Below are 15647 nucleotides of genomic sequence, written 5' to 3'. Positions count from 1 at the left end.
ATGGACCTCCCGCTGACGGGCGAACCGCTCGCACTCGACCTGATCAACACCATGGGCGGCTCCCCCGAGGGCCCCGTCGACCACCTGGCGACGATCGAGGGGCTGCGGAAGTGGCTCGGGACACAGTCGCACCGACTTCCCCAACCCGCCGCCCCCCTCACCGAGGCCGACCTGGCAGCCGTCCTTGAGCTGCGCGAGGTCGTCACCACGGTGATCGACCAGGCGCGGCGGGGCCTCGAGCCCCCGGGCCACGCACTGCTCGCGCTGAGCGAGGCGGACCGGCTGGCCTCGCCGTACCGGACGCTGGGCTGGGAGGACGGCAGGGTGGTCGTCGGTGCCGAGCGGCAGGGCGACTACTGCTCCACACTGCTCGCGCTGCTCGCGGGTGCGACGATCGACCTGCTGGCGGGGCCGATCGGGACGGTGCGCGACTGCGAGGGGCCGGGCTGCTGCATGCTGTTCCTGCCCGCGCACCCCCGGCGCCGTTGGTGCTCCCCCGAGCTGTGCGGCAACCGGGTCCGGGTCGCGCGCTACTACCGGCGCCACAAACCATGACCCGCGGCGCGCCCCGGGCCGTCCGATCCCGGCCCCCACCCACGTGTGCCACGGGGCCGACCGGCAACCAATCCGGCAAAGCCCCACATATGATCACCGTCATGCCCGAAGCGATTCTTCGCCCGTCCGCACGGATCCTGCTGGTCGACGACCGGGACCGGATTCTGCTCTACCGCGGGCTGGGGTTGATGAGGGACTCCGGCTACGCCTGGTTCACCCCTGGCGGCGGCGTCAACGACGGTGAGACCCTGAACCAGGCCGCGGCCCGCGAGCTTCGCGAGGAGGCCGGACACTCGGTCACACCCGAGGCGCTCGGACACGTCGTGGCCACCAGCTCCGGCCACTGGTACCACGCGGACGGCAGACTCTTCCGCTCCTTCGACTCCTTCTTCTTTCTCCGCGCGGGAAAAACGGAGGTCGACACCTCCAACATGGAGGACCTCGAACGCTCGATGATCGACGACTTTCGCTGGTGGTCGTTGCCCGAGCTGCACGGCACCGATGAGCGGATCATCCCGCTCGGCCTGACCGGCCTACTGGAGCGCCTGCTCACCGGCGACATCCCCGCCGAGCCCGTCGTCTTCCCCTGGCACCACCCGGACCCCTTCGCCTGAGAACGCCTCCGGCCAGGAAGGGCTCTCAGCCGTCGAACCAGATCCCCGCGGAGGGAAGCGCCAGCAGCACAAGGGCGCAGCCGTACGAGGAAAGGGCGCGTCGGTGAGCGTGCGTCACTCGATGTGACCATTTCCGAAAAGCCACATGTTCGTGGATGGCCGCATGCGGCGGCATCCGCCAGTGACCACTCGCGCTCGAGTGACTACGGTGAGACGTGGTGCGGCCGATGAAGGAGCCGACCCCCGAGACGAACGGGAGGGCGAAAAGCATGCTGACCGACCCGCAGAAGCACAGGTTCGATCGTCTGTTCGACCTGTTGGACGCCGACCGCAACGGCGTCATCGATCTCGCCGACTACCACCGCCTGGGGGACGTGTCGGGCGACGACCTGACCCCTCAGCCGGGGTCGGCCGCCGGGGAGCCGATCCGCGCGTCGTTCACCCGGTTCTGGGACCAGGTGGTCAGGCCGCTCGACTCCGATGGTCAGGGCACGATCACGCGTGAGCAGTTCGTCACGGCCCTCGGCCAGATGGCCGCGCAGCCCGAGGGGTTCGACACCGCGCTCGGCCCCGCCGTCGACGCCGTCTTCGACCTGATGGACCTCGACGGGGACGGACAGGTGCGCGAGGACGAGTACATCCAGACCCTCACGGTGTTCGGCCTCACCCCGGCCGCGGCACAGCAGACGTTCGCCCATCTGGACAACGGCGACGGCCTGCTCGGCCGCGCGGAATTCCGGTCCCTGGCCAGGGACTTCTATCTCAGCGACAGCCCCGACAGCATCGGAAACCTCCTGTTCGGCCCCCTCTGACCCGCCGCCCCAGATTCCGGGGTGGCGACGCGTGGAAGGGCGAGGAGAGCAGTCATCACCAGGACCTCTGGAAACCATCCCCGGGGGTGTGACAGTTTCGGCGCCCTCCCGCCCCAGATCCGCCTCCGCCGAGAGATTGACGGGCCAGAGACTCGCTGTCAAGGTCGGGCGTAAACCCCCCGTGAAGAGGTGAACCCTCATGTCCATACGTCGAGGCAGACGCGTCTTCCAGGTCGCCGCCGTGGCGGCGGCGTTGCTGGCACCGCTCGTGCCGCAGGCGGCCAACGCCTCAGGCTTCCAAGGCTGCCCGCCCGGCTCCATCTGTGGATGGAGTGGCCCGTACTACAGCGGTGCGATGGTCCAGTTGCCGCTGGGCGCGGGCTGTGTCCAGCCCGCCTTCCCCATCAGGTCGGCGGTCAACACCGTGGGGTCGCCCGGCATCCCCGCGGTCGCGGCGTTCTACGCCTCCACCGGCTGCACAGGGCTCTACGTCGGTGGGGTCGGCCCGACACAGTCGGCGCCGGCCATCTCACCGGCCGCCCTCAGCGTCATGCTCGTGTGGTGAGACGGCCCGGCCGGGTGGGGAACCGCTGAGCCGCGGTCCGCGACGCCCCACCCGGCGACGCCCCACCTGGCCGCGAACGATGACAACGACATCCAACGACTCCTGCCGGTGGCTGGGCCTGTATCGAGTGTGCGGGGCATTCCCCTACTTCTCGTATGAGAAAGAGAAGGACATTCCTGGAAGCGCCGCCCTTGTCACCAGGGAATGGACCATCGAGAGCAACACGGGCTTCATCTGGCTGACCGAAGGCCAGCCAGACGAAACCACGGCTCGCGTCCGTCTACCGTGTCGATCCGCGACTGCCCCGTTCGACCTAGAAGTGAGAGGGTCGAGAGGCGACCCCGAGGTCAAGGAGATCGAAGATGGCGAAGTACATGCTGATCATGCGAGGCACGGACGAATCCCTCGCGAAGATGATGGAGACGCCCTTCGAGGAGATGCTCGAGACGGTGGGGCGTTTCAACGAGGAGATGATCCGGGCCGGTGTGCTCGTCGCCGCCGAGGGCCTGGACGACCCGGCCCAGGGCGTGGTGGTCGACTTCAGCGGCGAGACGCCGGTGGTCACCGACGGCCCGTACGGCGAGACGAAGGAGTTGTTCGGCGGCTTCTACGTGATCGACGTGGCGTCGAAGGAGGAGGCGGTCGAGTGGGCAAAGCGCCTCCCCGCGTTCACCGGTACGAAGTGTGAGGTCCGCCGGGTGCCGAGTATCGACGAGTTCCCGCAGGACAACGAGTGGGTCATCAGTGAGCGGGCGTGGCGCGAGCGGACCGGCCAGCTCTGATGCCCGCGGCCACCGGCGGTCCGCCGAGCACCGAGTCGGCGCGGCGGGCCGTCGAGGCCGTCTGGCGGATCGAGTCCGCACGAATCGTGGGTGCGCTGGCCCGCTACACCGGGGACTTCGAGCTCGCCGAGGACGTCGCGCAGGAGGCGGTGGCTGAGGCGCTCGTCACCTGGGCGCGTGACGGCGCGCCGTCGAGCCCGGTGGGCTGGCTGCTCGCGACCGCGCGGCGACGCGCCATCGACAGCTTCCGCCGCCGGTCGGCGCTCGACGAGCGGTACGCCGCGCTCGCCGGCCGGCTCACCGAGGGTGAGACGAGCTCGGGCGCGCTGACCCCGCAGGACCGGGCGGACGACCTGCCGTGGGATCCCGACCGGGTCGACGACGACATCCTCGCGCTGATGTTCGTGGCCTGCCATCCGGTGCTCTCGCCCGAGGCCCGCGTGGCCCTGACGCTGCGCGCGGTCGGCGGCCTGTCGAGCGAGGAGATCGCCAGAGCGTTCCTCGTACCCGTGCCAACCGTCCAGGCACGGATCACTCGGGCGAAGAAGACGATCGCCGCGGCGGCGGTGCCGTTCGAGCTGCCTCCGTCCGAGGAACGGCGCGAGCGGCTCGGAGGTGTCCTGAGCGTGCTGTACGTGATCTTCACGGAGGGCTCGACGGCGACGACCGGTGACCGCCTGCTGCGCTCTGATCTTGCATACGAGGCGATCCGGCTGGCCCGGATGCTGACCGCGTTGCTGCCCGATGAGCCGGAGGCGTACGGGCTGCTCGCGCTGTTCGAGCTCACAGCAGCGCGCTTTCCCGCACGCGTCGGGCCCGATGGCGAGGCGGTGCTCCTGGAGAATCAGGACCGGAGCCTGTGGGACCGTTCGGCGATCCGTCGCGGCCTGGCCGCGATCGGCCGGGCCTCGGCTGTCGGACGCGGCCTCGGGCCGTACGGCCTGCAGGCGGCGATCGCCGCCTGCCACGCGTCGGCGTCCTCGGTGCCGGAGACCGACTGGGAACGCGTCGTGCTCCTCTATGAGGCGCTCGGCCGCGTGGCTCCGTCACCCGTCGTCGAGCTCAACCGGGCCGTCGCCGTCGCGATGGCGGACGGACCGCAGCAGGCGCTGTCCATCGTGGACGAGTTGATCGTCTCCGACCGCCTGTCAGGGTCGTACCTGCTCCCGAGCGTGCGCGGTGAGCTGCTCGCCCGGCTCGGCCGGATCGCCGAGGCACGGGCCGAGCTGGAACTCGCCGCCCGGCTGTGCCGCAACGCCCGCGAGCGGTCGGTACTGCTGCGCAAGGCGGCTGCGCTGCCATGACATCCGGCCGCCCGTACTCGGTCGCCTCCTGCTCGGCCGGCAGGATCGCCGCCTCTGCCGAGTCTGCTGAGTCTGCCTGCCACAGCGTGATGCGTTCCTCGGTCCTCCAGATCCGTCCAGTCTTTTGTCAGCGTTCGCGTCAGCGAGATCAGATGACGGCGACCGGCTATATCTGAGGCTGAGCGTGCTTCACCCGGTCGCGCACCACCGCGGCGCCCAGCAAGCGATCACGAAGGACCCGGCCTTCCGGATCGAGGAGCGTCCACAACCCGTCCACCAGAAGACACCACAGCCCGACGCCCGGGACGAGGACGAACAGAGGGAAGATCAATGTGCGAAGAGCCGCCTTTCCCGCCCCCAATCGTCCACCCGTCCGCGCGACGATGACGCGAACGCCCAGCAGTCGTTTGCCGAGAGTCCGCCCCCATACGACGTGCTGCACCCAGAAGTAGGCGAACAGCCCGGCCAGAATGGCCAATCCCGCGAGCTTCACATCGCTCTGGAACACGTATACGTCGGCCCGCCTCAGAAGCCCGGCCCCCATGCCGATCATGAAACCGATACCGATCAAGAGCCGTGCCAGCCCCACGACGGCGCTGAAGACCGAAACAACGATCAGATAGTCGGCCAGAGCCGCCGCAGGTCGACGCCATATCATCCCGGTCCGTGACTCGTCCGGCATCATCTCGGCCCGTGACTCGCTCGGCTCACTCGAGGTGACGGGTCGCATCGCTCGCGACGCGCCAAGCACCAGCGCCGCGGCTGTCAGGAGGAACAGCTGGGTGATCCCCCACCCTCCGGCCACTCCCGTGAACCAGTCGGCGCTGAACAGCGGGACCGTCTCCCCGCAGATCCCCCGATCGCTGTACAACGAGGCGAGAGGGTCGATGAGCGCGATCATGACGACGAGTCCCGCCACTCGCCGACCTATCACCCTGGGATCCCTGCGGCCGAGACACGCGACAAGGCCGAGGAGGACCACCAGAGCCGGAACCGCCCACTCCGTCGTGAGTTCCTTGACCACTTCGAGATCATGACGCAGCGGGGCAAGCGGGGACAGCGTCGATCCACTGTCGAACAGGCACACGTACCCGTAAACCTGATCGGACCCCCCGTAAGTCCGGGTGAACTCCTCGAAATCGAGGCGCTCGCGCCACAGCTCCCACGTCGGGAGAACAGCGACGAGCGCGGCCACCCCCCATGCCGACAGCGCTGACCGCGATAACCGGGAGAACTGCGGCAAGATGATCCTTTCGCCCTGGAGAGGGACACCCTACCGATACTCCGGCGAAGCGGCGGAGACGCGGAGACACGGTGACCCAGGTCGGGCACGGCGCCACACACCGAGGAAGAATCAGAGACGGTTCCCTTCCGGGCTGCGGTGCGGCCTTCGGTTAGCGCTCGCCGTACGGAATCGCCGTCGCCTGGGTGCCCGCGCGGCAGATCAGGGCCGGTCCGGCGGCGGGCCCAGCGGCTCCGCGTAGCAGTGCAAGGCGACCCGCCTGCGATCGGCTGAGTCGTCCGCGGCGTTCTCACCGTGGACCCGCCAGCGTTCCACCAGCTCATCGAGCTCTACGCTGAACCGGCTGAGCTCCTCCGCGGTCAACCGCATCGGCTTGAGGAGACCGAGCCTCGAGGCGTCCTGCCACTCCTGCGGCCAGGCATGCATGCCCTCCACCCAGCTCCGCATCCGCTCGGCGGTGACCTCAACCCACTGGAGCATCATGGCCCGCGAGGCGATCAGGCCGACGGGGTCGTCGGCGAACTCCGAGGGTGTCAGCGACAAGCTCTCCGTCGGCACGAATCGCCACCACCGCTCGCGCCGGTCGCGGGCCAGCTCCGGGACCTCCGCCACCAGCCCGTGATGGGCCAGCTGCCGCAGGTGGTAGCTGATCACGCCCACCGGCTGCGTCAGGTGGGCGGCGAGCATGCCGACCGTGGCCGGCCCGATCTCCTCGACCGTCAGGAGCAGCCGCATCCGCAGCGGATGACTGAGCGCCTTGAGCGCGCCGGTGTCCTTGGGGCCGAGATGACGGTGAGCCTCTTCCATATCGTCATTCTACCAGGAAAGTTGTACAAGACTTCTTGTACAACTATTGTGGTGGAGCATGCAGCCCTTGCGGAGAAACATCCGTTTTCAACTGTTCTGGCTAGGCTCGGCTGCCTCCGAGCTGGGATCGACCCTTACCTGGCTGTCCTATCCCCTGCTGGTACTGGCGCTGACCGGCTCACCAGGCCAGGCCGGACTGATCGGCGCGATCGAGCTGGCGAGCGGGATGGTCTTCGCTCTGCCCGCCGGAGTGCTGGTGGACCGCTGGGATCGCCGCCGCGTGCTGCTGGGCACCGACCTCGTCAGGGCCGCCACGATCGCGAGCGTCGCGCTGGCAGCCTTCACCGACGGCCTGACGCTGGCCCATCTGATCGCGGCCTCGATCGTCAACGGCGCCGCGGGCGCGCTCTTCGAGCCCGCGCACGTCGCCTCCCTGCGCGCGCTGGTGCCCAGGGAGCAACTGCCGAGCGCCTACGCCCAGGAGCAGACCCGCAAGCACGCCGCCGGACTGGCCGGGCCGCCGCTCGGCGGCCTGCTGTTCTCAGTCGGCCGCGCCGTACCCTTCCTGGTCGACGCCGTCACCTACCTGGTTTCGTTCGTCTGCGTCGCGTTCGCCCGGGTCCCCCGCCGACCTGCCGAGCCTGCCCCGCGGCAGAGCATGTTCGAAGGGATCGCCGAGTCCGCGCGGTGGATGTGGGACCAGCGCCTGCTCCGCGCTGTCTGCGGGCTGGTCCTGACGGCCAACCTGGCCGTCAACGCGATCATGATCCCGCTGATCGTACTCGTCGGCTCACCAGTACAGGTCGGCGCCGTCATGGCGTCCCTGGGAATCGGCGGCCTGCTCGGCGCCGCGATCTCCGGATGGCTCACCCGGCTGCTGCCCACCGGCCGCCTCATGCTCACCGGCTGCTGGTTTCTCGCAATCGTCCTGCCGTTGATGGCACTGCCGCTCGGCACCTACTGGCCCGCGGCCATCCTGTTCGTCGCCGGCCTGGTCGCGCCCGCGCTGAACATCGCCCTCGCCGTCGAGGTGGCCCGGACCGTCCCCGATCACATGCAGGGCCGAATCCAGTCCCTGCTCAACGTCGCCACAATGGGCATCACGCCACTCGCACCGCTGGTCGGGGGCGTACTGACCCAGTACGGCGGAGCCGTCACCGCCATCATCGTCCTCAGCTGCTACCTCGCCGTCTGCTGCGGCATCGGCACCCTGTCCCCCACGCTCCGGCGCACTCCGGCCCTCAGCGCCGCGCACGGCAAGCCCTGACGTCGATTACCCCCTCTATCGCACACCTAGGACATGCGAGGCATCCCCGCGCGCGGGACGCCTTGGTGAACCTCACCCCAGAAACTGCTGTGCGCCCCGCAGTCTGGTCCGAAGCCGCCGCTGAGTCATGCCGCACTCCAAGCGCACATCCAGCGGGCCGGGCACGTTGGTGTCTGCTTTTCGACCCGAAGGCAATTGGTCCGCGTCGAGTCCATCACGTCGGGCGATGAGCAGCCCCAGCTCGTATCGGCTTACCGCATCGGTTCCAGCGACGTGGTGGATGCCGTGATACTCGGATTCGGCGAGTTCGAGGAGCGCCGCAGCGAGATCGACGACATGCACAGGGCATCGCACATCATCGGTGAACAGCATTCCTCTCGCCCTGCCGGTGGCCAGTGAATGCACCAGCGCCTCGTGCGGAGAACCACCGTCTCCAATGATCAGGGATGTCCGGGCTATCACAGCGGTTGGCGCGATCGCGGTCACCGCTGTCTCGGCAGCGGCTTTGGCCGCACCATACGGGGTGATCGGGTCGGGGAAGCACGTCTCGTCGTAGCGGATCGCGGCACCGGAGAAGACGGCGTCGCTGGACACATGGACCAGGCGCCCACCTGCCGCAGAGGCAGCGAGAGCCACGTTCACGGCTCCCGTCGCCGTGGTCGTCCAATCTGTCTGCCGGTACGCGGCGTTAATGACCACCTCTGGCTGAAACGCGCCGATCAGCGCGTCGGCGTCCTCTCGTCGGCGCACATCGAGCGGCAACCACTCAACATTCTCGGTCTCTCCTGATCGGGTCAGGTAGGTCGCGGCCACCTCATGCTTGGCCGCCGCACACTGCCGAGCGAGTTCGCCGCCGAGAAAACCACTGCCGCCGACGATGAGGAGTCTCATGGCCGGTCACCATAGTTGACCGGTCGCCCCGAAGTGGGCGCCGCATTCGCCTCCCGAGACATGGCGCTCATACTCATCGGCACTTCGAAGCCGGGTCATCATCAGCTGGCGCCCGAACCGACGGTCACGTCCACGCCGTTACCGTGTTTCGCTGCCGTACGGCACGCGAAAGGCCTTCCGAGATGAGGCGCGTTCCAGGGGGCGTTGTAACACGGTGGTCAATTGTCAGCGGCGAGAAGCCTGGCGAGACGCTCGGTCAAGGTTTCCCAACCAAGCGTCTCGCAGGGTCTGGAGTTCAATTCAGCATCGTCCAGCCCCGTCCGCAGCCGTTGTCGGCAATGGCGTTGGCAAGACCCGGCCGTAGAGCTTCTGGCGGGGAACCGGTCGGCCGGCGCGGCGGAGCGGCCCACTCGTGTCCCTCACGTTCACATGCCGGTCGGGATTCCCTGCTCGAGCCAGCAGACGACGGAATTCGAACCGGGGTCGGCGGCCAGCGTGCTGCGCAGGTGTTCCGGTGACTCGGAGAAGTGTGACCAGCCGTCGTAGTGAACGGGAACGGCCACACGCGGTCGCGACAAGGCAAGCAGCTCGACGGCGTCCCGGCCGTCCATGGAATAGCGCAGGGCGCCGGTCTGCCGGAAGCGGACGCTGCCGAGGTGGAGGAGCAGGACGTCGACGTCCAGCCAGCGTGCGATCCGGCGGAGCGGCCGGTTCAAAACGGTGTCACCCGTCATCCACACCGCGACGCCTGGCCGGTGGCCGACGGCGAGGGCGAACCCGATCACGTCTCCGGCGACGGGACGACTCAAGGGTGGTCCGTGCCGGCAGGGGGTAGCGGTGACGGTCAACGGTGGCTTTCCCGGTGCGGTGAGGCGCGTCGTCTCGCCTGCGGTGAGACCGCGAGCGTTGGGCAGGGCCAGTCGTCGCGCCCCGGACCTCGTCGTCACGACCGTGGTCGCGCGAGGAAGCAAGGCCCGGCCTAGGTCATCGAGGTTGTCAGCGTGGTGATCATGGCTGAGCAGAATGACGTCGAGGGGGCCGACGTCTTCGGCCGCCAGGGCGGGGCCGCGCTGCTTGACGGACGAGGTGCCCCACCCGAATCCATACCGCCGTCCTGCCAGGTCGAAGGTGGGGTCGGTGAGGATGCGCCAACCGTCGAGTTCCACCAAGACGGTGGGCCCGCCCACGTGGGTGAGGGTCGTCATGGGCGGGCCACCTTCATCCGCACCGGGTCAGGATCCCGCGTGGGTGTCACGGGAGGAGAACGTCGCGTGCTCCAGGGCCCAGGCCAGGCCATGGTCGGCCACGGCTTCCCATCCGGGTGCGCCGCAGGTCCAGTGGTCACGGCCCTCGAACTCGTGGTACTCGGTGACCGCGGGAGACTTCTTGTAGTGCTTGGCGTTCGACTTGTTCACCGACGGCGGCATGATGTGGTCCTTCTCGCCGCCGATGAACAGCAGCGGGGCGCGGTCGGCGGCGTAGTCGACCCACGTGTCCTGATGTCCGGGCTTGAAGTTCGCGAACAGCCCGTACTCCCACACCCAGTGACCAGGAGCCGGGATGGCGTAGCGGTCCCACACCTTGCGCGACTCCTCCTCGGTGAGGGTGTTGGTGAAGGCATAGTGGAACTCCTCGGGCGTGAAGCCGACGGCCTTGTGGCGGTTGGCCGGATTCTTCAACGCCGGGAACAGTGATTTGGCCTGCGACAGCGGACTGACCCGGACTCCCTCGGTGGGCGCGGAGTCGATGACCACCCCTACTGATCCCAGCCCGCGGGCCAGAAGCAGTTGGGTCAGCGTTCCGCCGAAGGAGTGACCCATGATGATGGGCGGCGTCGGGATGGCCTCGATGACGCCGGCGAGGTGGTCGACGGTCTCGGGGACGGTCAGTTTGGCGATGACGTCCGGATTCTCGCGGAGTGCCTCGACTTCGATCTCGAAGCCCGGGTAGGCGGGGGTGATCACGGTGAGGCCCTTGGCCTCGTAGTACGTGACCCAGTTCTCCCAGCTGCGGGGCGTCATCCACAGGCCGTGTACGAGTACCACGGTGTCGGGACGGATGCTGTGGTTCATGGAGGCTCCTTCGGTGGTTCAGGCGTCGATGAGTTCAGGCGTCGATGAAGGCGAGCAGGTCGGCGTGCAGGCGGTCGCGGTCGGTGTCGGGCAGGGCGTGTCCGCTGCCCTCGTAGACCTTCAGCACGGCACCGTCGATCAGTTCGGCCGACCGCTTCCCCCCGACCTCGAACGGCACGATCTGGTCGTCATCACCGTGGATGACCAGGGTAGGAACATCGATCTTGGCCAGATCCGGCCGGAAGTCCGTGGCCGAGAAGGCCGCGATGCACTCGTACGCGCCTCGGTGCCCGCACGCCATGCTCTGCAGCCAGAACGCGTCCCGGAAGCCCTGGTCGACATCCTGCCTGCGGTTGTGCCCGAAGAACGGGCCGTCGGCCAGGTTTCGGTAGAGCTGGGATCGGTTCGCGACCTCGCCCGCGCGGATCGCGTCGAAGGTCTCGATCGGCAGCCCTTCGGGGTTGTCGTCGGTGCGCAGCATCAGCGGTGGTACGGCGCCCACGAGGACCACCTTCGAGACGCGATCGCTGCCGTGGCGGCCGATGTAGTGGACGACCTCCCCGCCACCGGTCGAGTGCCCGACCAAGGTGAGGTCCCGCAGGTCAAGATTGTCGATCAGGCAGGCCAGGTCGTCGGCGTAGGTGTCCATCTCGTTGCCGTGCCAGGTCTGCGACGAGCGGCCGTGGCCACGCCGGTCGTGGGCGATGGCGCGGTGCCCGTGCTCGGCGAGGAAGAGTGCGGCCGCCTCCCAGGCGTCGGAGTTGAGCGGCCAGCCGTGGCTGAGCAGAACCGGGGATCCGCCGGTCCCCCAGTCCTTGTAGAAGATCTGGGCTCCGTCATCGGCGGTGACGTAGGGCACCGTGGCCTCCTTGTGCTCGATGGGTGAATCGAGCGTGCCGCCGGTGCCCGCTCTCGCGGACCACGTGATTCACGTAGTCGCTCAGCGGTCGGCGGCCTTCAGCTTGTCTGCGAGCTGGCGCCGTGAGGAGATGCCCAGCTTCTGGAACACCTTGCGCAGGTGGTAGTCGACCGTGTTCACACTGATGAAGAGGTTGGCCGCTATCTCCGGATTCGTGTGTCCGAGTGCCGCCAGGCGGGCGACGGTTGACTCCTGAGTGGTCAGATCGGGTGTACCGGAGCCACGGCGGCCAACCGGCTTCACGCCGACCGCCTCGAGCTCAGCACGGGTCCGCTCCAGGAACATCTGGGCGCCGCTGCGTTCGAAGTGCTGGACTGCCAGTTGTAGCTGCTCGCCCGCGTCACGGCGGCGTCTCATCCGCCTCAGCCACTCGCCGTAGAGCAGATGGGCGCGGGCAAGGTCGATCTCCGCGCATGTTCGCTCAAGCGCCTGGATCGCGGCCACGAAGTGGGGTTCCGCCGTCGAGTCCTCGCTGGTCAACGCTCGAGCGCGGTCGGCGACCCCACCGCACCACAGGGACCCGTTCGCCGTGGCTCGGTCGATGAGCAGGTCGACGTACGGCTGTGCCTCGTGGGTGTGCCCGCTCCGGACCGCGGCCTCGACGAAGTCGGCGTACTGGGTGGGCGTCACCTGCAGAAACGGTTCCCCGACCAGCGGCTTGAGGCGGTCGTAGGCGTCGCGGTAGTTGCCTTCTGCGATGTCGCGAAGGCCGACGGCCGCGACCGCGGAGGCCCCGACGCCACCGAAGCCGACGGAGTTCGCACCGTCCGCGATGGCGAGGACGACATGGCGCGGTGAACCGGTCCACGCCATCAAGGCCGCATTGATCACGTTCTCCGCGTCATAGCCCATCGCAAGCCGTACTTCGCGGACCTGCTCCATGGCCTCCTCGGCCCGCTTCACGGTTCCACCGGTCAGCTCAGCCAGCGACGTGACCCACAGCAACGAATCGAGTGCCTGGAGCGCCCCGGCCTCGCGAGCCGCCGTGGCGGCCCGGGCGAGCCCGGCCCTGCGACCGGCGTCATCCCACAGGAAGGTCCCCAGCGCCGCGATCGCCGGCCCCATGTCCATCATCTCGCGATCCGGCAGCTTCAAGATCGCGTCGAAGGCCGCCCTGACCAGCGGAACCGCCTGTGCGTAGGGCTCCAGGATGAGCGCCCCGAGGCCGGCCAAGATGGTCGTGTCCAGCCCGCCACCCAACGCCGACACCGCCTCAAAGCGCCGGCCCAAGGTGTGCAGCGAGACGCCCTGCATGAATCGGTCGGCGGTCATACAGAACTCGAACGCCTTGAGGAGTGTCCGGTGTTCACGCTCGGCGTCGCGTCCGCTGAACTCATCCGCGGCCCGGACGAGTTCGGCCGTCCCAAGCAACAGCACGGTGGGATCCGCGATGAACATGCCCAGCGCACAGCGAACGACGATCACACGCCCTCGATCGACCCGATCGGCGGAATCCGTGTCGATCCGCTCCAGCAGCTCCCGGGCCACCTGGGCGGCCCCCGCAGCGAGGGCGGCCTCTGCCGCGCCGACCAGACGCGAGTCCTTGACCCGGCTGGGCGGGGTCAGCTCTGCGGCGCGGGCGAGGATGCTCGCCCGCGAAGCGACCCCACCACGGCGCGCGGCGAGGTCTGCCGTGTGCTCCAGCCGGTCGGCCACGCGTGCGTCCGTTCCCAGCGTGGCCTTCGCCGAATGCCATGCCTCGATCTCGACCATCCCGAGGTGGTCCGCGGCTGCGGCCAGGGCTCGGTGTGCCCGCCGCCGGTCCGCACCCGAGGGCGCGTTGTAGACGGCAGATCGCACCAACGGGTGCCGGAACCGGACCGTTTCCCGCAGCTCCACCAGCCCGGCGGCCTCGGCCCGATCGGCGACGCCCTCACCGAGACCCATCGCGCGCCCTGCGGAGGTGATGAAGTCGACGTTGCCTGTCGTATCCGCGGCGGCCAGCAGCACCCACTGCTGGACCTCGGCGTCCGTCTGCCGCACACGCCGCACATAGTGCGCCTCAAGACGACGGCCCACCGGGATCGGGTCGCTACCAAGGCCAACACCGCCGAGCTCCGGCGCGGACAGGCCCTCCGCAAGATCGATGAGCGCGAGCGGGTTCCCACCCGTGGCCCGCGCGATCGAGGCCGCTGAAGCCGGATCGATCGGAGCGGCGAGCGACCTTCTGAGAAGAGCGGTGGCGGACTCCTGATCGAGCCCGCCGAGCACCAGCTCGGGAACGCCGCCCATGCGGGCGGCGAAACCTTCTTCATCCCTGGCGGTGAACAGTATGGCAACCGGCTCAACGGCCAGACGCCGAGCCACGAAAGCCATGACCTCCAGACTCTCCTGGTCCAGCAGGTGTGCGTCGTCCACAGCACACACGACGGGCGTCTTGGCGGCAGCCGCGGCGAGGAGTCCGAGCACCCCCAGCCCCACCAGGAAACGATCGGGTGGCGGTCCTTCGGCGACGCCCGAGGCAACCTGGATCGCCTGCTGCTGGCGCTCGGGAAGGGCGGGTAAATGCTCGCCCAATGGGATGGTCAGCCGCTGGATGGCCGAGAAGGGGAGCGTCATCTCCGACTCGAAACCGTCGAGCCGAAGCGTCGACAAACCGACCGCGCCGGCAGTGGCCGCCTCGAGCAGCGCCGTCTTGCCGATTCCCGGTTCACCGGTGATCAGAAGTGATCCTCCACGGCCGTTGCGCGCGTGGCTGAGCAGTGAACCCAACCGCCGCCGTTCGTCATCGCGACCGAAGAGCCCCGCGGGTCTGATCATGTGGACGACGGTAGGTCATCCGCGCGGACAGCACCAGCGGTGGATGACTACGAACATCACGTGGTCCGACACTTGCGTCCACCGGCCGACGATGTGCGGGTCCCATCGACCCGAGGAGTCCCCATGACATCCTTCAACTCCCAAGCCAGCGCGCCTCCGCGCTCCCGTCCGCGTCGTCGGTTGCTCGGGACAGTCACCGGCGCCGTGGCCACTGTCCTCCTGAGCGGGCTGGTTCTCACCGGGCCCGCCACCTCCGCGAACGCGTCCTCCGGCCCCCGCGCCGCCGCTGCAGAACAGGTGAACCGAACATCATCGGCGAAGCCGACGATCGTCCTGGTTCACGGTGCGTTCGCCGACTCCAGCGGCTGGAACACCGTCACCGGCCAACTGCTCACGGCCGGTTACAAAGTGGTCGCGTTCTCCAACCCGCTGCGCGGACCGCAGGCGGACGGCGAGTACCTCCGGCAGTTCCTGACCACCATCGACGGTCCGGTCGTGCTCGTCGGCCATTCCTACGGAGGGGCGGTGATCAGCAACGGCGCCACAGGAAACCCGAAGGTCAAGGCGCTGGTCTACGTGGCGGCCTACGCCCCTGAGGAGGGCGAGAGCGTCGCCGCCGCGAACTCGCTGGGCGGTGGCCACACCGACGTGACCGACCACCTCATCGTGCGTCCCTACCCGGGCGCCGCCCCGGGAGACGGGGACGCCTACATCGACCCCGCCTACTTCCACAGCTTGTTCGCGCAGGATCTTCCGCGGAGCACCACCGGCGTCATGGCCGCGACCCAGCGGCCCGGCGCGCTGGCGGCGCTCGTCACACCGTCCGGTGCGCCGGCGTGGAAGTCGGTGCCGAGCTGGTATCTCATCGCCCGGCAGGACAAGATCATCCCGCCCGAAGCCGAACGCACGATGGCAAAGCGGGCCGGCGCCACGACCGTCGAGATCGACAGCTCACACGTCGCGATGATGAGCCACCCCAACGTGGTGACGAAGTTGATCCTGCGGGCTGCCCGCTAGCCAACCTGTCCGGCACCGAGTGCGGTCGGTGCCGGACAG

General features: G+C 68.6%; 15 protein-coding genes. 8 read left to right on the top strand and 7 right to left on the bottom strand.

The annotated features are described in order from the left end of the window. From AB0395_RS31910 to AB0395_RS31885, 6 genes are all read left to right on the top strand, one after another. Entirely contained in the window at positions 1-555 is a 555-nt protein-coding gene (locus tag AB0395_RS31910; RefSeq protein ID WP_366287501.1) for a CGNR zinc finger domain-containing protein, read from the top strand. Between the two features lie 101 nt (positions 556-656). Next, complete coding sequence (locus AB0395_RS31905; protein ID WP_366287499.1) at positions 657-1169, top strand: NUDIX domain-containing protein; 513 nt, start codon at positions 657-659, stop codon at positions 1167-1169. Positions 1170-1396: 227 nt separating this feature from the next. Next, positions 1397-1981, top strand: a complete 585-nt coding sequence (locus AB0395_RS31900) for an EF-hand domain-containing protein (protein ID WP_366287497.1) — start codon at positions 1397-1399, stop codon at positions 1979-1981. Positions 1982-2180: 199 nt separating this feature from the next. Then, positions 2181-2546 carry a peptidase inhibitor family I36 protein gene (locus AB0395_RS31895; RefSeq protein WP_366287495.1) on the top strand — a complete coding sequence of 122 codons (366 nt, stop codon included), beginning with the start codon at positions 2181-2183 and terminating at the stop codon, positions 2544-2546. 362 nt (positions 2547-2908) lie between these two features. After that, on the top strand, positions 2909-3328 hold the full coding sequence (locus AB0395_RS31890) for a YciI family protein (RefSeq protein ID WP_366287493.1): 420 nt from the start codon (positions 2909-2911) through the stop codon (positions 3326-3328). Next, a complete protein-coding gene (locus AB0395_RS31885; RefSeq protein ID WP_366287536.1) occupies positions 3328-4632 on the top strand; it encodes a sigma-70 family RNA polymerase sigma factor in 1305 nt (434 codons plus the stop codon). The genes AB0395_RS31890 and AB0395_RS31885 overlap by 1 nt, the downstream gene beginning before the upstream one ends. Before the next feature lie 166 nt (positions 4633-4798). Here AB0395_RS31885 and AB0395_RS31880 read toward each other — a convergent pair whose 3' ends face one another. Beyond that, on the bottom strand, positions 4799-5875 hold the full coding sequence (locus tag AB0395_RS31880; RefSeq protein ID WP_366287491.1) for an RDD family protein: 1077 nt from the start codon (positions 5873-5875) through the stop codon (positions 4799-4801). Positions 5876-6076: 201 nt separating this feature from the next. Then, complete coding sequence (locus AB0395_RS31875; RefSeq protein WP_366287489.1) at positions 6077-6682, bottom strand: helix-turn-helix domain-containing protein; 606 nt, start codon at positions 6680-6682, stop codon at positions 6077-6079. Between the two features lie 67 nt (positions 6683-6749). On the opposite strand from AB0395_RS31875, the gene AB0395_RS31870 reads away from it, so the two are divergent. Beyond that, positions 6750-7949, top strand: coding sequence for an MFS transporter (locus tag AB0395_RS31870; protein ID WP_366287487.1), 1200 nt, complete (start codon positions 6750-6752; stop codon positions 7947-7949). A 72-nt stretch (positions 7950-8021) separates the two neighbouring features. Here AB0395_RS31870 and AB0395_RS31865 read toward each other — a convergent pair whose 3' ends face one another. The 5 genes from AB0395_RS31865 to AB0395_RS31845 all read right to left on the bottom strand — a co-directional run bounded on the left by AB0395_RS31865 (position 8022) and on the right by AB0395_RS31845 (position 14591). Then, positions 8022-8840, bottom strand: coding sequence for a sugar nucleotide-binding protein (locus AB0395_RS31865; RefSeq protein ID WP_366287485.1), 819 nt, complete (start codon positions 8838-8840; stop codon positions 8022-8024). A gap of 425 nt (positions 8841-9265) precedes the next feature. After that, positions 9266-10045: an MBL fold metallo-hydrolase gene (locus AB0395_RS31860; RefSeq protein ID WP_366287483.1), complete on the bottom strand. Its 780-nt coding sequence runs from the start codon at positions 10043-10045 to the stop codon at positions 9266-9268. Between the two features lie 27 nt (positions 10046-10072). Then, the gene (locus tag AB0395_RS31855; protein ID WP_366287481.1) at positions 10073-10912 is read right to left on the bottom strand and encodes an alpha/beta hydrolase; all 840 of its coding nucleotides are present in this window, start codon (positions 10910-10912) and stop codon (positions 10073-10075) included. Positions 10913-10946: 34 nt separating this feature from the next. Then, a complete protein-coding gene (locus AB0395_RS31850; RefSeq protein ID WP_366287479.1) occupies positions 10947-11771 on the bottom strand; it encodes an alpha/beta hydrolase in 825 nt (274 codons plus the stop codon). Between the two features lie 81 nt (positions 11772-11852). Beyond that, entirely contained in the window at positions 11853-14591 is a 2739-nt protein-coding gene (locus AB0395_RS31845) for an AAA family ATPase (protein WP_366287477.1), read from the bottom strand. Between the two features lie 204 nt (positions 14592-14795). Between AB0395_RS31845 and AB0395_RS31840 the strand changes: the two genes are divergently transcribed. Then, positions 14796-15608: an alpha/beta hydrolase gene (locus AB0395_RS31840; protein ID WP_366287475.1), complete on the top strand. Its 813-nt coding sequence runs from the start codon at positions 14796-14798 to the stop codon at positions 15606-15608. The last annotated feature ends 39 nt before the right edge of the window (positions 15609-15647 follow it).

Origin of the sequence: Streptosporangium sp. NPDC051023 (genome assembly GCF_040689595.1) — a bacterium.
GTDB lineage: Bacteria > Actinomycetota > Actinomycetes > Streptosporangiales > Streptosporangiaceae > Streptosporangium.
Note: the sequence above shows the minus strand (reverse complement) of the source record. Positions and strands in the feature narration are given on the sequence as shown.